Genomic DNA, 21,205 nt, shown 5'->3' with positions numbered 1-21,205 from the left:
TAAGGCAGCCCTGCCTGCAGCAAGAAAATAGTGAGGATATAAGCATTTTACTCATTGGGATTGATAGCAAATGAAGAAAAGTACACTGGCAATCGTTGTCTCTGCTCTGGCGCTGACCTCTGCCGCTCAGGCCGCTGAAGTTTATAACAAAGACGGTAACAAGCTGGATTTCTACGGTAAGGTAAAAGCCGAGCATTACATGAGCGATAATGCTGGTCAAAATGGCGACAAATCTTATGTGCGTATCGGTTTCAAAGGCCAGACGCAGATTAACGATATGATGACCGGTTATGGCCAGTGGGAATATCAGTACAATGCTAACAACTCTGAAGGCAGCGATGCTAATACAGGCAACAAAACCCGTCTGGGCTTTGCCGGTCTGAAATTCTCTCAGTACGGTTCATTCGACTATGGCCGTAACTACGGCGTACTGTACGACGTTGAATCGCTGACTGACGTCTTCCCGGAATTTGGTGGTGACGGTACAGCCCGTACGGATAACTTTATGGCGCAGCGCGCTTCTGGCGTCGCCACTTACCGTAACACCAACTTTTTTGGTCTGGTCGATGGTCTGAAGTTTGCCCTGCAGTATCAGGGTAAAAATGACTCGACTTCCGCAAACAGCCGTACCGATATTACACGCCAGAATGGTGATGGCTATGGTGCCTCACTGGGTTATGCGATTGCTGACTCTGGTGTGAGCGTACTGGGTGCAATCACTTCTTCTGACCGTACCAATTCACAACAGGCTGGCACCTATGGTCATGGCGATAAAGCAACGTCATGGGGCACGGGCCTGAAATATGATGCCAACAGTATTTATCTGGCCGCGATTTATACCGAAACCCGCAACATGACGCCTATCAGTGGAACAAACCGTGTCGCTGGCGGCTCCGTTTCAGGCTCAGCCAACAAAGCAGAAAACCTGGAGCTGGTTGCGCAGTATCAGTTTGACTTCGGCCTGCGTCCTTCTATTGGCTACGTGCAGACCAAGGGCAAAGATATCGAAAACGGTATCGGCAACGAAGACCTGGTTAAATATATCGACGTGGGCGCCACCTACTACTTCAACAAAAACATGTCGACGTTTGTGGATTACAAAATTAACCAACTGGATAAAGACAACAAGCTGGCGCTTAACAACGATGACATCGTTGCTGTCGGCCTGACCTACCAGTTCTGATGAATCTGAGCTTCGCCTGACGAGAGAGGCTGTCGAAGGAATGACGGCCCGCGTGATGGAGAGGTTTAGTGCTTTACCCTCAATGTGAATGTGTCTGTTAAAAGGGCGAGTGACCATCACTCGCCCTTTCCTGTAGGGCAATCTGAGCGGGATCGATCCTGACAATAAAGCCCCCGCAGGGGCTTCAGTTTCAGGCGCTGAGTTTTATCGGTTTTTCATCGAAGTCACTAGCGGGCACCAGATCCAGTTCAAACTCTTTCAACGTCTCTTTTAAACGGCCATGGAAATTACGCAGCGTTTCTTCCACGCGGGCTGAATTATCTTTGCCCTTGATCGTGGCGACAGACCAGTCGCCCTCTTTATCAAACAGGCCAATATGATACACATAGGTAACGTGATCGGCTTGCGCTTCCAGCTCCATCCACCAGCCCCAGAACTCTCGCAGCTCAGGCGCAGGTTTAACATTTACGCAGGCAGCCAGGCAGTCGAAGAAGAAGCGATTTTCACTACATTTTCCATCGCGTATGTAAGGTCCCAGTTCCGTGAAGCGTTTAAGCAGGCGACTGCGGGGATGACCACTCGGTAACGTCATGCTAATTCTCCATTAGGACAGGCTTTATATCTCGAACCGCAGCAGCCATGCTGCATTGTCTTGCAACGATCCGAATGATTCCAGCTAGTAGTTGTAGCAAACACTGTCAATTTTGCCAGCTATCTTTTTAAACGTTGTACCAGCCAGTCGCAGATTTCATTCAGGGCGCTATCGAAACTGGCCGCTACCGGTTTTACCGGAATTAACAACGCTTTACCTTGTGCTGAAGAGCTGGCGATCAGTTTGCTTTCCTCCTCAGGGCTGAAGAGATCGTTGAACCAGTATGCTGACAGCATGGGCGTGGCAGTTCGACGTCCCAGTAGCCCCTGATTTTTCAGCGAGTAGCTGAGCAGTTCCGCCCGCAAGGCGCTGTCTGTACTGCCTGCCATGCCAAGCCGACTGGCCAGCATGTCCATATACATATCCGGTACTTTGTTCTGCAAGGTATTTTGTGTCAGCAGGCTGTGTACGATGGGCCCGAGACAGGCTACGGCTCGCAGACGCGGCGCTTCCAGATAGGCCAGACGAACAGCGACATTGGCACCGAAGCGAAAACCCAGCGCCGCTACACGCGTGTGATCGATCCACGGAACAGAAGCCAGATCGCGCAGCACCTGCTGATGCAGAAAGCTGGTATCCTGGCTGAGCTTCCACTTGATGGCGTTCCCGACGGACGGCATATCCAGTGTCAGCATAGCGATGCCGCGCGGCGCAAGATAATCGTGGAAGAGACGATAGTGGTCAGTTTGCAGCGAGTCCAGCGCACCGCAAAACATCACGGTGGGATAAGGGGCTTCCACGCCAGGCGGCATATGCAAAAAACCGCTGACGGGGCTGCCTCCTTCAATGTGGAAGGTCAGCGTTTTGAGTTCCCCGGGTAAGCGGCGGGTCGCTTCTTCATAAGCGCGGCTGGCCAGGGCCTGCGCCTGATCCGCCAGTTCATCGCCTTTAATATAGGGGTACGCGGCCACACTGTAGAGATGAGACGCGTGCAGCCAGTCATGCCCGGCCTGGTCGTGGGCGTCCTCTTTCGCGTCCAGTGCACGTTGTTGCCAGCGACCTGCCTGTCTGCTCCACTCGTAGTTCCAGTTACCGTTGCGATAACCTATTACCGTATCCAGTAGCGCAGGGTTGGTGTGCTCAACATCGCTGATTGCAATACGCGCCAGTACCTCGCTGATCTCCTGCGCGGGCACGCCCCGCCATGTCCACATCAGCTTATTAAGCATCCGATACCAGCCGCGCCGGCTGTCGCCATCCAGGGCAGAATGCACTTCATGCGTGGCATGCCGACGCAGGCGTACCAGCGACGACGTTTCGGGATGTTTAAAGCGAGGTTTAAACAGCTCAACGCTCAGGTTTTTGCCAGACATATCACCTCTCTAACAACACAGACAGCAGCAGTTAAGTTTACTGTACTGCACGGCAAGTCGCGAGGCGCAGAAAGCACAACGCCCGGAAAACCGGGCGTTGTTTGTGTTGCGTCAATCAGCCTTTGACAATCGGTGGAATATAAACCACGCCCATGTCCCATGGCTGTTCGATCCAGGTGTTCTGCGGAATATCAACGATATAGTCATCAACCAGCGCACGTCCGGCAGGCTTTGCAAAGATGGTGCAGAAGCGCGCTTTCGGATACATCTCACGGATGGCTTGTGCGGTACCGCCGGTATCCACCAGGTCGTCAATCACGATAAAGCCTTCACCATCGCCTTCGGCGCGTTTCAGGACTTTCATTTCACGCTGATGATCGTGGTCATAGCTGGAAATACACACGGTATCGACATAGCGAATACCCAGTTCACGTGCCAGCAGCGAAGCCGGTACCAGACCGCCGCGACTCACTGCAATAATGCCTTTCCACTGTTCAACAGGCAGCAGGCGTTGAGCCAGTTTACGGGCATGAATCTGCAGCATGTCCCAGGTAACGACGTATTTTTCGCTCATAAATAGGAATCCCAGCCAGTCAGTGTGGCTTAAAAAATGTGCAACGGGGAAAAGGTTGCGCGAGATTATAAGGACATGACGCGCTAAAAACCAGCACCTGGCGGCTGGTTGCGGTTTTTTAGCGCGGTGAATGACACACAGAACGAAAAACAGTGATATTCTCGCCCTATCTCGTCAGTTCACTGACGGCGATCTTTCACTGGAACTTCGCACTGTCCGGCAAAGCCGGCGCACTGACACAGGAGACTTGTCGTGTCTGAATTGTCTCAACTCTCTCCACAGCCGCTGTGGGATTTTTTCGCCAAAATCTGCTCGATTCCTCATCCCTCTTTTCATGAAGAAGCGCTGGCTAACTACATTGTTAACTGGGCCAAAGAACAAGGCTTCTGGTGTGAGCGCGATCAGGTCGGCAATATCCTGATTCGTAAACCTGCGACCGCCGGTATGGAAAAACGCACGCCCGTGGCCCTGCAGGCACACCTTGATATGGTGCCGCAGAAAAATAACGATACCGTTCACGACTTCACCAAAGATCCTATTCAGCCGTATGTCGATGGCGAATGGGTGAAAGCGCGCGGGACGACGCTGGGCGCCGACAACGGGATTGGTATGGCCTCGGCCCTTGCGGTACTGGCGGACAACAGCCTGACCCATGGCCCGCTGGAAGTCCTGCTCACCATGACCGAAGAAACCGGTATGGACGGTGCTTTTGGTTTACAGCCAGGCTGGCTGCAGGCTGACATTTTGATCAACACCGATTCGGAAGAAGAAGGTGAGATCTACATGGGTTGCGCAGGCGGCATCGATTTCATCACAACCCTGCCCCTGACGCGCGAAGCGGTTCCTGCCGGTTTTGAAACCCTGAAGTTCACCCTGAAAGGACTGCGTGGCGGTCACTCAGGTGCGGATATTCATATGGGCCTGGGGAATGCCAATAAGTTGCTGGCCCGTTTCCTGACCGCGCATGCGGCAGAGCTGGATCTTCGCCTGATTGCGTTCACCGGCGGTACACTGCGCAACGCGATTCCTCGCGAAGCCTTTGCAACCGTTTCTGTCGACAGCAGCAAAGTGGATAACCTCAAATCGGCCGCCGCCAGCTTCCTGGCCGCGGTACAGAATGAGCACGGCGTGAAAGAGAAGAATATTGCTTTTGTCAGCGAACCGGTTGCCCATCAGGGCGAGGCGCTGAGCCGTGAAAGCCGCGATCGCTTCCTGAATTTGTTAAACAGCACTCCGAACGGCGTGATCCGCAACTCTGATGTCGCCAAAGGCGTTGTGGAAACCTCACTTAATGTGGGCGTTGTGACGATGGATGCCGACAAAGCGGAAATTAACTGTCTGATTCGTTCGCTGATCGACACGGGACGTGATTATGTGGTGCAGATGCTGACCTCACTCGGCCAGCTGGCGGGCGCGCAGACCAAACCAAAAGGCGGCTATCCTGGCTGGCAGCCCGATGCCGACTCGCCCATCATGGCCCTGACGCGTGAAACCTATGTCGCCCTGTTTGGCAAAACACCCAATATTCAGGTGATCCACGCGGGTCTGGAATGTGGCTTGTTTAAAAAGCCCTATCCCAACATGGATATGGTTTCGATCGGCCCAACCATCACAGGTCCGCACTCCCCCGATGAGCAGGTCCATATCGAAAGCGTTGGCCTGTACTGGAAGCTGCTGACTACACTGCTGAATGTGGTGCCGGAGAAATAAAATCCGTACACCATAAGATTAAGGGCTTATGTTCTGCATAAGCCCTTTTTTTGCGCCTCGCTCGCCTTTCCGCCGTCACACTTACCCGAGCATTAGCTTTCGTCACCCGTCGCTAAAACAGTTTAAAGCGTTTCTCCGGGGTGCAGATTGGCATTTTCTGTTGCAACACCAGTGTAATAATGTCGGGAATCCCTCTTTTCCCGACCGCGTTTTAACACCATTGCGCTAGTCGGGAATCGTTCGTCTGACACGACCCGAGGACGCATGAAGACCTTATTACTCACCAAAGAAGATGTCCGACAGCTCATCAGCATTGATGATGTCATTGAAGCCGTCGACGAAGCCTACAGGGCCTTTAACGGCGGCCTGGTGGAACAGCCTGACTATATCGGCCTGCACCTGCCCGCCCCCCGTGGCGAGATTGATTTTAAAACCTGCTATTACCGCACCAACGAACTGATTTCGATGAAAGCCTCCTCCGGCGGTTTTTCAGAAAACCCGTCCCGTCCTGGTCTGCCGGGCGGTATGGGCACGATCATCCTGTTTGATGCCCAAAGCGGCGCCCTGTGCTGTGTGATGGACGGTAGCCTGGTTACCGGTCTGCGAACCGGTGCGTCGGGCGCTGTTTCCGTCAGAGCACTGGCACGTAAAAATGCCAAAAAAATCGCCGCGATTGGCACTGGCAATCAGGCGAGAATGCAAATCCAGGCGATCGCCCGGGTAATGGATATTGAGGAAATCCATGCCTGGAGCCGAACGCCAGCCACCCGTCAGGCTTTCAAAGCGGACATTGAAAGCACCACAGGTATTCCGGTCATTATCGCGCACAGCTGTCAGGCGGCGGTCGGGCAAGCCGATATTCTTATCACCACCACCCGGGGCAAAGGTCCGCTGATTGAGGCCGACTGGATTCCGCCCGGCACGCATATCATCGCCATTGGCACCGATCAGCGCGGTAAACAGGAGTTTGACCCGCAGATTTTTAGTCGGGCAAAAGTGATCGTGGATTCCCTGCCCCAGTGCACGCAGAAAGGAGAAACCTGGCATGCGCTGGACAGAAATATCATCAGTGAAAACGCGATTCATGCCGAAATCGGGGAAATTTTGTCCGGGACGAAACCGGGCCGGGAAAACGATCGGGAAATTACCTTCTTTGACTCCACTGGGCTTGCCATTCAGGACAACACGACAGCCGGGCGCATTTACCGCAAGGCCCTTGAAAAAGGCTACGGAACCGGATTTGCATTTTTTGAATAACGTTTCGTTCAGACGAAGGTAATGTATATGACGCGTTCGTACCCCACCCTGCAGGACATTCATGACGCACAGCAGCGCATCGCTGCCCATATTCGCCATACGCCGTTACTCCGCGCTGAAAAAATTGAAAAACGGGTCGGCTGTGAGCTTTACCTCAAGCCGGAGACGTTGCAGATTACCGGCGCGTTTAAAATACGGGGCGCACTGAATAAGGTCCTTTCTCTGCCCGTTGAGGCGTTTGCCAACGGCATGATTTCCAGTTCATCAGGCAATCATGCCCAGGGCCTGTCTTATGCAGGCAGAATGCTGGGCGTAAAGGTCATTCTGGTGCTGCCGGTCACAACGCCGCAAATCAAAATCGACAATACGCGTGCCCTGGGCGCAGAGGTGATTCTCTTCGATGGCGACAATGCGTCCCGCTGGAAGAAGGTGTATGAAATTGCCGAGCTCAACAATTATGCGGTAGTGCATGGCTTTGAAGATCCGATGGTCATGGCGGGCCAGGGAACGATCGGCTGCGAAATCCTGCATGATTTGCCGGATGTGGATACCGTGATTGTGCCGCTGGGCGGTGGCGGACTTCTCTCCGGTGTGGCCACCGCAATCAAAGAAACCCGTCCTGCCGTCAGAGTGATTGGCGCGGAACCCGCTCTGACACCGAAATATTACCAAAGTCGGATCAACAAACAGCCAACGTCACTGCCGCTGCTCAATACTATTGCGGATGGCTTAAGACTCAGCGTGCCGGGCCGCAATCCCTACCCGATTATTGAAAAGTACGTGGATGAGATTGTGCTGGTTGACGACGAGCATATTGCTCAGGGCATGCGGGTGCTGGCCAGTGAGGCAAAATTGATTGCCGAGCCCGCGGCCTCCATCGGCCTTGGCGCGTTGCTGGCGGGCTCGGTCAGCCTGAAGCCCGCTGAGAAAGTCTGTGTACTGTTAACGGGCGGTAACTGGGATCTGGCCGACCTCGCCGAAATCTATGCCGTGAAGTAACCGCGACGGATGCGATGCGTTCTGCACGTGGTGAAGTCTGCGACAAAACCACGTCGCATTTTCCGATCCTGAGATAAAAGCGCATCCGTTTAAAAAAGACTGACGCCCAGGCGCAGCATAATCCGCTGGGTTAAGGCGACTTCTTACCGTTAAATCACCAACTTGCTGCGCTTAGTCAGCTTTAGCCGCCATTATGTCCAGATGTCTGGATGGCTAATAAATTTCTGTGCTAACTTATGCGCTTTCGTTAGTTGCCGCACCGGTAGCTTCGGGAAAAAATGCGATCAGTGACTTTAATGGAGAGCTCCGTGATGCGTGCAGTCAATCGCCTTGAGATGCGTAACATCTCTATCGATTTCGGCGGATTTGCCGCGTTAACCTCAGTGGATTTTCTGACGGAAGGTCACTCGGTTCATGCCCTGACCGGGGCCAATGGCGCGGGTAAATCCACCCTGATGGCGGTACTCTCCGGTGCCCACAGTCACTATCACGGTGAGATTCTGCTGGACGGCCAGCCTGTGTCGATTCGCAGCCCGCGTGACGCCAAAAAGCTCGGCATTCACCTGGTGCAGCAGGAAGTGGATGTTGCGCTGGTGCCCCAGTTAAGCGTGGCCGAGAACATTCTGCTGGATCAACTGGCCGAACCGGGCCATGGCTTTCGCTGGGGCGATATGCGTCGTCAGGCGCGGGACCTGCTGGCGCAGCTGGATGCCACGATTGATGTCAGACGCCCGGTCGAACGTTGTTCGCTGGCGGAAAAGCAGCAAATCCTGCTGGCCAGAGCCCTGTCGCACCATTGCCGCTTTCTGATTCTTGATGAACCCACTGCCCCACTCGACCAACACGAAAGCGAGCGCCTGTTCGCCGTAGTTCGTCGCCTGCAGACCAGCGGTATTGGCGTGATATTTATCTCTCATCGTATTCACGAACTGAAAGCCATCTGCGATCGCCTGACGGTACTGCGCGATGGCCGCCTGGTAGAAAGCAGCCCAATGGCTTCCCTGAGCGGTGAGCAAATCGTTGAAAAAATGCTGGGTCATCCGTTGACCGATATCTATCCTCCGCGCCGGCCATTGCAGTCCTCATCCGTACTCATGGCGGTGGAAGGATTACATGATGAACACCTGCTCCGGGACATCTCACTGCGTTTACACAAGGGCGAGATTCTGGGTATTGCCGGGCTGGCCGGGGCTGGCAAAACCGAACTCTGCAAAGCGTTATTTGGTGCCAGTAAAAGCCGGGTTACCCGCGGTGAACTGCACGGTAAACGCTGGAAACCGCGATCGCCACACGATTCCGTGAGTCAGCGCATGGCACTGGTGCCGGAAGAGCGCCGCAAAGAGGGCATCTTCATTGACGAATCGGTGGCGATGAACCTCAGTATCAGCGCAGACGACAGTTTTTCCCGCTGGAGCCTGTTCGGCCATCGTCAGGCCTGGCGCTGGGCGGAAGCGGTGATCCGTCGTCTTAACGTGCGTACGACTGGCCCCGCCCAACCGTTACGTCGGCTTTCCGGCGGCAATCAACAAAAGGTGGCGATTGGCAAATGGTTACGCAATAACGCCGATGTCCTGATTTTCGACGAACCGACCAAAGGCGTGGACGTAAAAGCCAAAACGGAACTGTTCACGCTAATCAGCAACCTTGCCCATGAAGGCAAAGGGATTATTTACGCCTCTGGCGAATTTTCTGAACTGGTCGGCTTATGCGACCGTATTTGTGTGCTCTGGGACGGACGTATTGTGGCGGAATTAGACGGACAACGCGCCACGGAAGAGACACTTTTGCTCTATTCCACCGGAGGAACCCCTGCGTGAGCAGTAAAGAGTTAGCCCTGAATTCCGCATCGCCATCGCTGCGCCATCAGCTGTTCGATTTCCTCTATAAGTGGGGCATGTTGCTGACAGTGGTGATATTGATCGCTGCCTTTGGCCTGGCTTCCGACAGCTTTCTGGAGCCGAACAATATCATCAATATTTTGCGGTCTATCGCCATCGTAACCGTGATTGCCGTGGGCGTTTCTGTATCCCTGACCGTTGGCGGCTTCGACCTTTCGGTGGGCTCTACCGCGTCACTGGCAAACGCCCTGGTCATTTCGCTGTTTGTCTGGTACGGCTTCGATACCACGGCGGCGATCGCCATCACTCTGGCGCTGTGCACGCTGGTGGGACTGTTTAACGCCTTTCTGATCGTCGTGCTGCGCATTCCCGACATGCTGGCCACGCTGGCCACCCTGTTTGTGATTCAGGGCGTCGCCATGACCTACAGCTTTGGCGGCTCGATTACGGAAAACATGGTGCTGCCCAGCGGCGATATGGCGGAAGGCACCATTCCTGCTGCCTTTAACCTGTTGGGTCAGGTACCTACGATCGTGATTATCATGCTGGTGGTGACCGTGGTGGCACAGCTGGCGCTATCGCTGACCAAACACGGCCGCCGCATGTATGCGCTGGGCGGAAACCCCGAAGCCGCCCGACTTTCCGGTATTCGCACCACGCGTTATCGCGTTCTGGCCTATGTGATTGCCTCACTACTGGCCGGACTGGGCGGTATTCTGCTGGCCTCACGCATTGGATCGTCTCAGGTTAACGCCGGTAGCGGTTATCTGATGGACGCCGTGGCTGCCGCCTGGATCGGCTTTTCACTGGCCGGCTCCGGTAAGCCAAATGCGCTGGGTACGCTGGTCGGGGCCGTCATTTTAGGGGTGCTGCAAAACGGCCTGGTGATGTTATCTGTGCCCTATTACGCCATGGACATTATCAAAGGATTAGTGCTGGCCTTAGCGCTGGCCATCACTTATGTACAGCGTCGTTAAGACGCATTCTTCTACTGGAGTTAAGAATAATGAAAAAGATAACACTCTCGCTGCTGGCCCTGAGCCTGTTAAACGCCAGTGCCGCGTTTGCCGACACCATAACACCTGTCCCTGCCGCCATCGCCAATCATGAAGGGCCGATTCGTATTGCCGTCATCCGTAACCTCGGTTCCGACGACAACACGACTCAGTTTGTGGCAGGCGCGATTCAGCAGGGTCGCCAGTTGGGCTTCAAAGTCAGCACCTTCCTCAGCAACGGTGATGACGCGCGTTTTCAGGATTTTGTTAATCAGGCGATCAGCCAAAAATACGACGGTATTGTGCTGTCACACGGCAAAGCGCCCTATGCCAGTGCGTTGGTAAAACGCATCGCTGACGCGGGCATTAAAGTGTCGGTATTTGACACACCGGTAGACAACCCGATTCCCGGCGTGACGGTGACCGCCCAGGATGACGCCTCGCTGGCGCAGCTCTCCCTGGGGCAGTTGATCAAAGACTTCAACGGCAAAGCGAACATCGTGAAGTTATGGGTCGCCGGTTTCCCGCCGATGGAACGCCGTCAGGTGGTGTATGAAAAATTATTAAAAGAAAACCCAGGCATTCATCAACTGGAGTCCATTGGTGCCGTATCAACGGATGTCCAGGGCGACACGGCCAACAAAGTGGGCACGATTCTGGCGAAATACCCGAAAGGCAAGATTGACGCCATCTGGGGCGCATGGGATGCCTTCAGCCAGGGCGCGTATAAAGCGTTGCAGGAAAATGGCCGCACCGAGATCAAGCTGTACAGCATTGATGTTTCCAATCAGGATTTGCAGCTGATGCGCCAGAAAGGCAGCCCGTGGGTGCAGACCGTCGCGGTCGATCCGAAAACTATCGGTGCCGTGAATATGCGCCTGGTGGCGAACAAGATCGCCGGTGAAACCACGCCTGCAACGTATGAATTTAAAGCGTCGTCGATTTCACAACAGGCGCTCGACAGCCATCCTGGCGCTGTGAATGTCACGTCGCTTAACAAGATCATTCCGGGCTGGGGCAGCAATAACGATTTTGTCCAGCCGTGGTTTGCGACGCTGGAAGCAAAATATAAGAAGTAATGGGTTGTTGGTGGCGCTTACGCGGGGCGGTTAATTCGCTGCGCGAGGTGGCTGGTTTGCGTCGCTGACGGCTTATGAAACGCTGAGAGGGTTTCGCCCGCCAGGCGGCCGGGAGTTTCAGTCTGCCCGGTGCGGGCGACCGACAAGGGGCCGCCAGCCGCCGCGGCCCCTTGACCCCGGGCTTCCGTCCTGCCCAACTCCCCCGCTTTGAGATTTGCGTCTGTTCAGGCGTTTTTATTGCTTTGGATACAGATAATGAGTTGCAGTGATGCTTGCGCGAGCAGGCGTTGGGAAGGTTTGAGTCGCTGACAGCTTATGAAGCGCTGAGAGGGTTTCGCTCGCCAGGCGGCCTGGAGTTTCAGCCAACCCGGTGCGGGCGACCGACAAGGGGCCGCCAGCCGCCGCGGCCCCTTGACCCCGGGCTCCCGTCCTGCCCACCCGCCGCTTCGCGGTGCCTTCGCTGCTTCAGGATTTCTGCGGACCGCCAGGACGCGCCATCCATGGCGCGGCCCGGCTCTCGCCGACGTCCTGTCGGCTCATCCGGAAATCCCTCATCCGCTCAGCGGGTGGGAAGGCCGCCCAACTCCCCCGCTTTGAGATTTGCGCCTGCTCAGGCGTTTTTATTGCTTTGGATACCGATAATGAGTTGCAGTGATGCTTGCGCGAGCAGGCGTTGAGAAGGTTTGAGTCGCTGACAGCTTATGAAGCGCTGAGGGGGTTTCGCCCGCCAGGCGGCCTGGAGTTTCAGCCAGCCCGGTGCGGGCGACCGACAAGGGGCCGCCAGCCGCCGCGGCCCCTTGACCCCGGGCTCCCGTCCTGCCCACCCGCCGCTTCGCGGTGCCTTCGCTCCTTCAGGATTTCTGCGGACCGCCAGGACGCGCCATCCGTGGCGCGGCCCGGCTCTCGCCGACGTCCTGTCGGCTCATCCGGAAATCCCTCATCCGCTCAGCGGGTGGGAAGGCCGCCCCAACCCCCTGCTTCACTATCTCTGTGTTAAAGCCACTTCCGGTGTCGCTGTAGGTGACCGGAAAGTCCTACAGTCTGCTGGTTTTGAATCAATGCATGTTTATAAAAAACTTTTTTTGAATCCCACTGCACACATTCACTACAGACAACACCCGCTTTTAAAAGAAACCAGGACTGACAGGCGGGGGGGTTTCTGCCGGCATCCGGCGCGCTGAGGAGGGAACGGAGGCCCGGACGGAGCGGCAGGGATGCCGCGCAGAGGACGGCTGCGCCAGGGACGGCGCATCCGGACGGTCCGTCAGGCCGGAGTGAGTGACGAAGGAACAGCGACGGCTGCCGGCCGCCGGGATTGTTAAGGGGCTGGCGCGAGCCCCTTACCCCGGCCGCCTGCACGGACTGGCTGAAACTCCCTGTCGCCTGGCGGGCGGAAAACTCCCGGTGTACGACCGTAATCACCCCCGCCCCTTGGGCAAACAGACAAATCCTCAGACAACACCACATCAGTAACACGATCCCACAGGCAGGGGTTTCCTGCCGACATCCGGCGCGCTGAGGAGAGAACGGAGGCCCGGACGGAGCGGCAGGGATGCCGCGCAGAGGACGGCTGCGCCAGGGAGGGCGCATCCGGACGGTCCGTCAGGCCGGAGTGAGTGACGAAGGAACAGCGACGGCTGACGGCCGCCGGGATTGTTAAGGGGCTGGCGCGAGCCCCTTAACACGGCCGCCTGCACGGACAGGCTGAAACTCCCTGTCGCCTGGCGGGCGGAAAACTCCCGGTGTACGACCGTAATCTCCTCCGCCCCGCGGGCAAACAGACAAATCCTCAGACAACACCACATCAGTAACACGATCCCACAGGCAGGGGTTTCCTGCCGACATCCGGCGCGCTGAGGAGGGAACGGAGGCCAGGACGGAGCGGCAGGGAGGCCGCGCAGAGGACGGCTGCGCCAGGGACGGCGCATCCGGACGGTCCGTCAGGCCGGAGTGAGAGACGAAGGAACAGCGACGGCTGCCGGCCGCCGGGATTGTTAAGGGGCTGGCGCAAGCCCCTTAACCCGGCCGCCTGCACGGACTGGCTGAAACTCCCTGTCGCCTGGCGGGCGGAAAATTCCCGGTGCACGATCGTAATCTCCCCCGCCCCGCGGGCAAACAGACAAAACCTCAGACAACACCACACCAAATCAGTAACACGATCCCACAGGCAGAGGTTTCATGGAGCCGGAGCACAACCGTAATCTCCCCCCACTCAACACGAAAGCGCCCCCTCTATAATCCCAGCAGCAACTGCCTCTCCAACTGCGGATCCACCAGCGTCACATGCAACCCCACCAGCCGGACGCCACGTCCGGCGCGGCGCTCGTCCCAGGTCTTACGGGCCACGGCAATCATGTCCTCTTTATTGAGCACGGGCCAGACATGTTCCTGAGTGGTCTGCTGGAAATCACTAAACTTCAGCTTCACGCCCTGGCGAGCAATGTGCTTATCGGGTCGAATCTGCGTCAGGCGACGATCAAGCTCGGCATAGAGGTAATCAATAATTTCCAGACAGCGCTCCCAACTGTCGATATCGTCAGCCAGCGTCCGCTCCACACCCAGCGATTTTCGTTCGCGTTCAACCACCACGCCCCGTTCGTCAATGCCGTGACTGCGCTCCCATAACACTCTGCCAAACTTGCCAAAACGCTTAAGCAGCAGCGCCAAATCGGCTTTTTGCACGTCCGCGCAGGTGTGCAGACCCAGCTCTTCGAGCTTTTTTGCTGAAACTTTTCCTACACCGGGAATTTTTGCCAGCGGTAAGGCCAGCAAGAAATCGGACATCTGGGCCGGTGTAATCACATACTGACCATCAGGCTTGTTTAAATCGGAGGCGATCTTGGCAAGGAATTTTATGGGCGCGATGCCCGCAGAGGCGGTGAGCTGCGTTTCGCGAAAAATGGTGGCGCGGATGTCCTGCGCGATAAGCGTGGCCGATCCCTGACAGTGCTGGCTGTCGGTAACATCCAGATAGGCTTCGTCCAGTGAGAGTGGCTCAATGAGCGAGGTATAACGCGAAAAGATGGCGCGGATCTGACTGGAGGCTTCTTTATAGACGTCATACCGTCCGGGCAGTAGACGCAGATGCGGACAAAGCTTTAAGGCCATACCGGTCGGCATCGCGCTGCGTACGCCATATTTGCGGGCCGGATAATTAGCGGTACTGATAACGCCACGTCGATCGCGGCTGCCGCCGATGGCCATGGGAATATCGCGTAATGAGGGATCGTCACGCATTTCCACCGCCGCAAAAAAGCAGTCCATATCAACATGAATGATCTTACGCATCGCCCCTCCAGTACTGGATAAGTATACAGCTCGGAAAGGCTTGTGCAATATTTCTTGCAATAACAAACAAAGTTTACAAATTTTTGGCGTCATTCCGCTAAAGAAATGGACATTTTGCGCCGTGCTGTATTGCTAAAAAAACAGACAATGTTTAATGTTGCGCTGCGGTAGCGGAAAGTTCCGATAATGCAAACAGAGGCGCACATAACGCGCCATTGTTCTTCTTCACTTCAAGGTATACACAGCATGGGCAAAATCGCACTTCTGTTTGCGATGCTTTTACTGCCAGCCCTCAGCATGGCAATGACTCCCGAGCCGGTTCAGCAACTGGCCCCTGTGAGTAAAGAGTTAAAGAAACAGCTAATCGGCACGCCGGTTTATATTCAGATCTTTAAGGAAGAGCGGACACTTGAGCTGTACGGCAAGATTGGTAACGAATACCGCTTGCTGGATACTTACCGCATCTGCAATTTTTCGGGCGGTCTGGGTCCAAAACGCCGTGAAGGCGATTTTAAAAGCCCGGAAGGTTTCTACAGCGTAAAACTGAATCAGCTTAAACCGGACAGCCGTTTCTATCGCGCGATTAATATTGGCTTTCCGAATCAATACGACCGTGACCAGGGCTACAGCGGCAACTACCTGATGATTCACGGCGACTGTAAGTCGATTGGCTGCTACGCCATGACCAATGCCTATATGGATCAGATTTTCACGTATGTGAACGCGGCATTGCGTAATGGTCAGCAGGAAGTGAACATTGCAATTTATCCGTTCCGCATGACGGACAGCAACATGCAGCGCCATCGTTATTCGACCTACGCGGATTTCTGGAAGCAGCTTCAGCCGGGTTACGTCTACTTTGCGAAGTATCATCAACCGCCGACAGTCAATGTTGCCAGCGGCAGATATGTGATGAACAGCAGCCCGGTCATCACCCAACCCGAAGCGGCATCACAGTCGTTCCTGGCGCTCTCCAAGGTAAAATAAGGCCCACTCGCCTGGCACGATCCGGTGCCAGGTTTCATTCCCCGTCAGCGGCTGTGTGGCAATGACCGTGACCACGTCGTTCGCCCCGGTATGTTTCTGGAAATCAATTTCCACATCCTGATCGAGCAACTGCGCCCGGCCAAAAGGGGCACGGCGGGTGATCCAGAACAGATTGGTCGAGCAGAAGGCCATCAGATAGCGCCCGTCCGACAGCAACATGTTGAACACGCCCTTTTGCCGCAGCTCGCTCGCCAGCTCGCCGATGTAGCGGAAAACCGCAGGCCAGTTTCCCGGCGTGCGCGGATAGCGCGTGGCCAGCTTATGCAGAATCCAGCAAAAGGCCTTTTCGCTGTCGGTTTCGCCCACTGGCCGAAACGTGCCGGTTTCCAGTTGCCGGTAACCTTTCAGTTGTCCGTTGTGGGCATAGGTCCAGTTGCGTCCCCATAACTCCCGGGTAAACGGGTGCGTATTTTCCAGCGAAACCGGGCCGCGATTCGCCTGGCGAATGTGCGCCACGACGGAATGGGATTTGATGGGATATTCCTGCACCAGGCGCGCAATGGGGGAATTAAAACTCGGCAAGGGATCTTTAAAGGTGCGGCACCCTTTATCTTCATAAAACGTAATGCCCCAGCCGTCTTTATGCGGCCCTGTTCCGCCGCCGCGCTGCACCAGTCCGGTGAAACTAAAACAAATATCGGTGGGGACGTTAGCGCTCATCCCGAGCAATTCGCACATAGCAACCGCCTTAGAGTAAAAGCCTCCTGTCGGTCAGGAGGCGACACACGCTGTTACCTGACCATCTCTTTTTCAATCAGCAGCATCAGGATATGAATCACTTTGATGTGGATCTCCTGAATACGGTCAGCATAACCGAAATGGGGCACACGAATTTCAATGTCCGCGCTGCCGGCCATTTTACCGCCATCTTTACCGGTCAGCGTGATCACTTTCATCCCCTGGGCGCGCGCCGCTTCAACGGCTTTGATGATATTAGCCGAGTTACCTGAGGTTGAAATCCCCAGCAACACGTCGCCCGGGCGCCCTACCGCTTCTACATAACGGGAAAAGACATGGTCATAACCAAAATCATTACTCACACAGGAAAGGTGGCTGACGTCTGAAATGGCAATCGCCGGGTAGCCCGGACGATTTTCACGGTAACGGCCCGTCAGTTCCTCCGCAAAATGCATCGCATCACAGTGTGATCCGCCGTTGCCACAGGAGAGCACTTTGCCGCCCGCTTTGAAGCTGTCCGCCAACATCACCGCAGCACGCTGGATGGTATGAATGTTCGCGTCGTCACTCAGAAAGTTATTCAACGTTTCTGCAGCTTCGTTGAGCTCTGAACGAATAATGTCCTGATACATAGACTTGTCCTTTGTAGGAGAGGGTAATCGCAGCAAGTTTAACGGAATGGCTGACGCACGCATAGCATCACGCCGCCGGATCCTTTTCGCGCCGCGCTTTTTCGCGACCACAGCCTGGGCGTTGCTCGCGCTTTCGCTGATTTTGTGAGTCAGGTTGTAATTGCGATGTAAACAAATTGATAAATGCCCTCATCTGAATTACACCTTCATCATAACAGGTCAGACCTCTTACTACTTACGGAGCACTTCATTATGATGGTTGTCTCGATTCTTGCTACAGTGCTGCTGACTGGCGCACTGTTCTATCACCGCATCTCGCTGCTGCTCAGCAGCGTCATCCTGTTGCTGTGGACCGCAGCAATGGCGGTGGTCCATCTCTGGACGCCGTGGCTGCTTGTGCCGCTGGCGATTATCCTGTTACCGCTGAATCTCACCAGCCTGCGCCGCAGCCTGTTTTCCAAACCAATGCTGCACCGCTTTCAGCAGGTGATGCCGCCGATGTCTCGTACGGAAAAAGAGGCGATCGATGCGGGCACTACCTGGTGGGAAGGCGACCTGTTTCAGGGCAAACCCGACTGGCAGAAACTGCATAACTACCCGCAACCGCGACTGACGCCGGAAGAACAGGCGTTTCTTGACGGGCCGGTAGAAGAAGCCTGTCGTCTGGCAAATGATTTCCAGATTACCCATGAACTGGCCGATATGCCGCCAGAACTGTGGGCGCATCTGAAAGCCCATCGCTTCTTTGCCATGATCATCAAGAAAGAGTACGGCGGCCTGGAGTTCTCTGCCTATGCACAGGCGCGCGTGTTGCAGAAACTGGCCGGCGTCTCAGGCATTCTGGCGATTACCGTGGGCGTGCCTAACTCACTGGGCCCTGGCGAACTGCTGCAACATTACGGAACGGAAAAACAGAAAGACCACTATCTGCCGCGTCTGGCGCGTGGCGATGAAATCCCCTGTTTCGCCCTGACGAGCCCGGAAGCCGGTTCAGATGCGGGAGCGATTCCGGATACGGGCGTTGTGTGCATGGGCGAGTGGCAGGGCCAGCAGGTGCTGGGCATGCGCCTTACCTGGAACAAGCGCTATATTACGCTGGCCCCGATTGCCACTGTGCTGGGCCTGGCGTTTAAACTTTCCGATCCCGACCATCTGCTGGGCGACAAAGACGAACTGGGCATTACCTGCGCCCTGATCCCCACCAGCACACCGGGCGTGGAAATCGGCCATCGCCATTTCCCGCTTAACGTACCGTTCCAGAATGGCCCAACCCGCGGTAAAGATATTTTCGTGCCGATCGATTTCATTATCGGTGGCCCGGAAATGGCCGGACAGGGCTGGCGGATGCTGGTGGAATGTCTGTCGGTGGGCCGTGGAATCACCCTGCCGTCTAACTCAACCGGCAGCCTGAAAAGCGTAGCGCTGGCCACAGGCGCCTATGCGCATATCCGCCGTCAGTTCAAACTGTCTATCGGTAAAATGGAAGGGATTGAAGAACCCCTGGCGCGCATTGCCGGTAATGCCTACGTGATGGACGCTGCCGCGACGCTGATTACCACCGGCATTATGCAGGGCGAGAAACCTGCGGTGCTGTCTGCGATTGTGAAATATCACTGTACCCACCGCGCCCAACAGTCAATTATCGATGCAATGGATATTGCCGGGGGTAAAGGTATCATGCTGGGCGACAGCAACTTCCTGGCCCGGGCTTATCAGGGTGCCCCTATCGCCATTACCGTGGAAGGCGCGAATATCCTGACCCGCAGTATGATCATCTTTGGCCAGGGTGCTATCCGCTGCCATCCGTATGTGTTGCAGGAAATGGCGGCCGCCGCCAGCAATGATGTGGCGGGCTTTGATAAGGCGCTGTTTAGCCATATTGGCCACGTTGGCAGCAATGCGATGCGCAGCCTGTGGCTGGGCCTTCTGGGCGGACGCACCAGCGCCGCGCCAACGCGTGATGCCACCCGTCGCTATTATCAGCACCTGAACCGTATCAGTGCCAATCTGGCGTTACTGTCGGACGTGTCCATGGCGGTGTTAGGCGGTAGCCTGAAACGTCGCGAACGTATGTCAGCGCGCCTGGGCGATGTGCTGAGCCAGCTGTATCTGGCCTCGGCGACGCTGAAACGTTATGAGGATGAAGGCCGTCATGAAGCCGATCTGCCGCTGGTGCACTGGGGCGTGCAGGATGCCTTGCACAAAGCCGAGAAAGCTATGGACGATCTGCTGAGCAACTTCCCGAACCGTCTGGTCGCTGGCGTCATGCGCCTGGTGGTCTTTGCCGGTGGTCAGCACTGCCCAGCACCGTCCGATCGCCTGGATCATAAGCTGGCAAAAATGCTGCAGGTGCCGTCGGCGACGCGTACGCGCTTAGGTCGTGGTCAGTATCTGGCTCCCAGCGAGCATAATCCGGCGGGCCAGTTAGAGCAGGCGCTACAGGATGTGATGGCGGCTGAGGTGATTCACGATCGCCTGTGCAAGCAGCAGAAAAAACACCTCTCGTTTACGCGCCTGGATGCGCTGGCTAAACAGGCGCTGGAACAGGGCTGGATCGATCAGAAAGAGGCAGAGGTGCTGAAGCGTGCCGAAGAGAGCCGTCTGCGTTCAATCAACGTGGACGAGTTTGAGCCCGATGCGCTGGCCGTGCCGGTCAGACAGGATGTGACTAAGCCCGCGCGCCCCAGCGAGGCGGCATAACCCATCAGGCCGACATCACGTCGGCCTTTTTTTATCCCGCCTGGCGGATGCGGGCAATCAGTGCATCCACATCGTCCACGTGCCCGGCCGCCAGAATCAGGGTGCGGCCCAGGGTAATCGCATTGCGAATGCAGTCAGTCCGCATCTCCTCATCCCGAATCAGTTTCATGTCCGCCACATGCGACATGCCAACGGTTCTGCGAATCAGTTCGGTGCCACAATAGCCAATGGTATCTGCCCACACTTTACGCAGAAACGCCTGCGCATAGCCGGGATAAGCCATGGCCACATCCTGCGTCTTGCTCTCCGCCAGCGCCAGAAAACGCGTTTCAAAGGTCTGCCAGACATCATGCACGTCGCTCAGGCGCTGCTCGCGCGCATCCGCGGCTTCACGGGGCGGCAGCAGCCCTGGTAAGCCACAGTAGTTAATCAGCAGATTGCCCAATGCCGTACCGACATCAAATCCCATCGGTCCAAAATAGCCAAACTCTGCGTCGATCGCTTTTAAGCTACCGTCGGCCACAAAAATGGAGCCGCTGTGGATATCGCCATGCAGTAAGGCTTCTGCATGACTGAAGAAACGGTGCTTCAGCCCGGCGACAGCAATGCGCAGCGCCTCATCGGTACGAAGCGATGCCACCAGGGGTTCCAGCGCCTCGGGGTAGCTGTTACGCACATGGTCGGTATAGGGATCGTTGAAAAAAAGATCTTCTGTGATTTCACACAGTTCGGGATTGATAAAGCGCGCCACTTCGGCTTTTTTCACATGCGGATGCAGAATGAAGTCTGAGGTATGGAACAACGTCTGGGCCAGATATTCGCCAAGCTGACGTGGCGCCTCCGGATAGTAAACGCCCTTCACCAGCTCGCTGCGCCAGATACGGTGACTGGACAGATCTTCCATGATCATCACCGCCAGGTCTGCATCGTAATGCGTGACGTTGACCGTGTGCTGCGGGCAATATTTGTAATGCTCGACCAGCGTCTGCGCTTCAATACGCGCACGATCAAGAGTTAACGGCCAGGATTCGCCCACACAGCGCACATAGGGCAACGCCTGCTTGACCACAATGCGGCTGTTGCCCTGGTCGTCGTAAATTTTGAACACCAGGTTGAGGTTACCATCACCAATCTCTTCCGCACTGCGTAAAACCGAGGGATCTTCCAGCCCACCAAACTGTTTGGCATATTCAACCGCATCAGCAGCGGTGAACGTACGGTATTGCGACATTGACCTTTCCTCATCAACAAACGCCGGTG

General features: G+C 55.8%; 16 protein-coding genes. 9 read left to right on the top strand and 7 right to left on the bottom strand.

Annotated elements, in window-relative coordinates; all coding sequences use genetic code 11:
* The first annotated feature begins 70 nt into the window (after positions 1-70).
* A complete protein-coding gene (gene ompC / locus C1N64_RS07205; RefSeq protein ID WP_054634449.1) occupies positions 71-1,183 on the top strand; it encodes a porin OmpC in 1,113 nt (370 codons plus the stop codon).
* A gap of 190 nt (positions 1,184-1,373) precedes the next feature.
* On the opposite strand, the gene crl is transcribed toward ompC, so the two are convergent.
* The 3 genes from crl to gpt form a co-directional block, all read right to left on the bottom strand.
* Positions 1,374-1,775 (bottom strand): sigma factor-binding protein Crl, encoded by a 402-nt coding sequence (gene crl / locus C1N64_RS07200; RefSeq protein WP_006118055.1) that lies wholly within the window; start codon positions 1,773-1,775, stop codon positions 1,374-1,376.
* 119 nt (positions 1,776-1,894) lie between these two features.
* Positions 1,895-3,148: an esterase FrsA gene (frsA, locus tag C1N64_RS07195; protein ID WP_033738560.1), complete on the bottom strand. Its 1,254-nt coding sequence runs from the start codon at positions 3,146-3,148 to the stop codon at positions 1,895-1,897.
* A 115-nt stretch (positions 3,149-3,263) separates the two neighbouring features.
* Positions 3,264-3,722: a xanthine phosphoribosyltransferase gene (gene gpt / locus C1N64_RS07190; protein WP_006118053.1), complete on the bottom strand. Its 459-nt coding sequence runs from the start codon at positions 3,720-3,722 to the stop codon at positions 3,264-3,266.
* A gap of 252 nt (positions 3,723-3,974) precedes the next feature.
* Between gpt and pepD the strand changes: the two genes are divergently transcribed.
* The 6 genes from pepD to C1N64_RS07160 all read left to right on the top strand — a co-directional run bounded on the left by pepD (position 3,975) and on the right by C1N64_RS07160 (position 11,600).
* Positions 3,975-5,432, top strand: a complete 1,458-nt coding sequence (pepD, locus tag C1N64_RS07185) for a beta-Ala-His dipeptidase (RefSeq protein WP_033738557.1) — start codon at positions 3,975-3,977, stop codon at positions 5,430-5,432.
* A 264-nt stretch (positions 5,433-5,696) separates the two neighbouring features.
* A complete protein-coding gene (locus C1N64_RS07180; protein WP_375124467.1) occupies positions 5,697-6,689 on the top strand; it encodes an ornithine cyclodeaminase family protein in 993 nt (330 codons plus the stop codon).
* 27 nt (positions 6,690-6,716) lie between these two features.
* Positions 6,717-7,688, top strand: a complete 972-nt coding sequence (locus tag C1N64_RS07175) for a threonine/serine dehydratase (RefSeq protein WP_033738776.1) — start codon at positions 6,717-6,719, stop codon at positions 7,686-7,688.
* Positions 7,689-7,999: 311 nt separating this feature from the next.
* Positions 8,000-9,505, top strand: coding sequence for a sugar ABC transporter ATP-binding protein (locus tag C1N64_RS07170; protein WP_033738551.1), 1,506 nt, complete (start codon positions 8,000-8,002; stop codon positions 9,503-9,505).
* A complete protein-coding gene (locus tag C1N64_RS07165; RefSeq protein ID WP_006118048.1) occupies positions 9,502-10,503 on the top strand; it encodes an ABC transporter permease in 1,002 nt (333 codons plus the stop codon). The genes C1N64_RS07170 and C1N64_RS07165 overlap by 4 nt, the downstream gene beginning before the upstream one ends.
* Positions 10,504-10,532: 29 nt before the next feature.
* The gene (locus C1N64_RS07160; protein ID WP_394515362.1) at positions 10,533-11,600 is read left to right on the top strand and encodes a sugar ABC transporter substrate-binding protein; all 1,068 of its coding nucleotides are present in this window, start codon (positions 10,533-10,535) and stop codon (positions 11,598-11,600) included.
* A gap of 2,232 nt (positions 11,601-13,832) precedes the next feature.
* Here the strand turns inward: C1N64_RS07160 and dinB are convergent.
* The gene (gene dinB / locus C1N64_RS07155) at positions 13,833-14,888 is read right to left on the bottom strand and encodes a DNA polymerase IV (RefSeq protein ID WP_006118046.1); all 1,056 of its coding nucleotides are present in this window, start codon (positions 14,886-14,888) and stop codon (positions 13,833-13,835) included.
* Between the two features lie 246 nt (positions 14,889-15,134).
* Here dinB and dpaA point away from each other — a divergent pair, with 246 nt between their 5' ends.
* A complete protein-coding gene (gene dpaA, locus C1N64_RS07150; protein ID WP_033738547.1) occupies positions 15,135-15,875 on the top strand; it encodes a peptidoglycan meso-diaminopimelic acid protein amidase in 741 nt (246 codons plus the stop codon).
* Here the strand turns inward: dpaA and C1N64_RS07145 are convergent.
* Positions 15,840-16,613 (bottom strand): class II glutamine amidotransferase, encoded by a 774-nt coding sequence (locus C1N64_RS07145; protein WP_006118044.1) that lies wholly within the window; start codon positions 16,611-16,613, stop codon positions 15,840-15,842. The genes dpaA and C1N64_RS07145 overlap by 36 nt on opposite strands.
* A 53-nt stretch (positions 16,614-16,666) precedes the next feature.
* The gene (lpcA, locus tag C1N64_RS07140) at positions 16,667-17,245 is read right to left on the bottom strand and encodes a D-sedoheptulose 7-phosphate isomerase (protein WP_039338565.1); all 579 of its coding nucleotides are present in this window, start codon (positions 17,243-17,245) and stop codon (positions 16,667-16,669) included.
* A 252-nt stretch (positions 17,246-17,497) separates the two neighbouring features.
* Between lpcA and fadE the strand changes: the two genes are divergently transcribed.
* On the top strand, positions 17,498-19,945 hold the full coding sequence (fadE, locus tag C1N64_RS07135; RefSeq protein WP_367143274.1) for an acyl-CoA dehydrogenase FadE: 2,448 nt from the start codon (positions 17,498-17,500) through the stop codon (positions 19,943-19,945).
* 31 nt (positions 19,946-19,976) lie between these two features.
* On the opposite strand, the gene mtnK is transcribed toward fadE, so the two are convergent.
* The gene (gene mtnK / locus C1N64_RS07130; protein ID WP_394515361.1) at positions 19,977-21,176 is read right to left on the bottom strand and encodes an S-methyl-5-thioribose kinase; all 1,200 of its coding nucleotides are present in this window, start codon (positions 21,174-21,176) and stop codon (positions 19,977-19,979) included.
* Between the last annotated feature and the right edge of the window lie 29 nt (positions 21,177-21,205).

This window comes from Pantoea sp. SGAir0215, assembly GCF_043543215.1.
The sequence above is the reverse complement of the archived record's forward strand: the minus strand, read 5'-3'. Positions and strand labels throughout refer to the sequence as shown.

What these genes read in the sequence shown, in the direction of transcription:
- mtnK (WP_394515361.1), bottom strand. Translation starts at nt 21,176, where the DNA reads ATGTCGCAATACCGTACGTTCACCGCTGCTGATGCGGTTGAATATGCC.
- C1N64_RS07180 (WP_375124467.1), top strand. Translation starts at nt 5,697, where the DNA reads ATGAAGACCTTATTACTCACCAAAGAAGATGTCCGACAGCTCATCAGC.
- dpaA (WP_033738547.1), top strand. Translation starts at nt 15,135, where the DNA reads ATGGGCAAAATCGCACTTCTGTTTGCGATGCTTTTACTGCCAGCCCTC.
- lpcA (WP_039338565.1), bottom strand. Translation starts at nt 17,245, where the DNA reads ATGTATCAGGACATTATTCGTTCAGAGCTCAACGAAGCTGCAGAAACG.
- frsA (WP_033738560.1), bottom strand. Translation starts at nt 3,148, where the DNA reads ATGTCTGGCAAAAACCTGAGCGTTGAGCTGTTTAAACCTCGCTTTAAA.
- C1N64_RS07160 (WP_394515362.1), top strand. Translation starts at nt 10,533, where the DNA reads ATGAAAAAGATAACACTCTCGCTGCTGGCCCTGAGCCTGTTAAACGCC.
- dinB (WP_006118046.1), bottom strand. Translation starts at nt 14,888, where the DNA reads ATGCGTAAGATCATTCATGTTGATATGGACTGCTTTTTTGCGGCGGTG.
- ompC (WP_054634449.1), top strand. Translation starts at nt 71, where the DNA reads ATGAAGAAAAGTACACTGGCAATCGTTGTCTCTGCTCTGGCGCTGACC.
- C1N64_RS07170 (WP_033738551.1), top strand. Translation starts at nt 8,000, where the DNA reads ATGCGTGCAGTCAATCGCCTTGAGATGCGTAACATCTCTATCGATTTC.
- C1N64_RS07175 (WP_033738776.1), top strand. Translation starts at nt 6,717, where the DNA reads ATGACGCGTTCGTACCCCACCCTGCAGGACATTCATGACGCACAGCAG.
- fadE (WP_367143274.1), top strand. Translation starts at nt 17,498, where the DNA reads ATGATGGTTGTCTCGATTCTTGCTACAGTGCTGCTGACTGGCGCACTG.
- C1N64_RS07145 (WP_006118044.1), bottom strand. Translation starts at nt 16,613, where the DNA reads ATGTGCGAATTGCTCGGGATGAGCGCTAACGTCCCCACCGATATTTGT.
- crl (WP_006118055.1), bottom strand. Translation starts at nt 1,775, where the DNA reads ATGACGTTACCGAGTGGTCATCCCCGCAGTCGCCTGCTTAAACGCTTC.
- gpt (WP_006118053.1), bottom strand. Translation starts at nt 3,722, where the DNA reads ATGAGCGAAAAATACGTCGTTACCTGGGACATGCTGCAGATTCATGCC.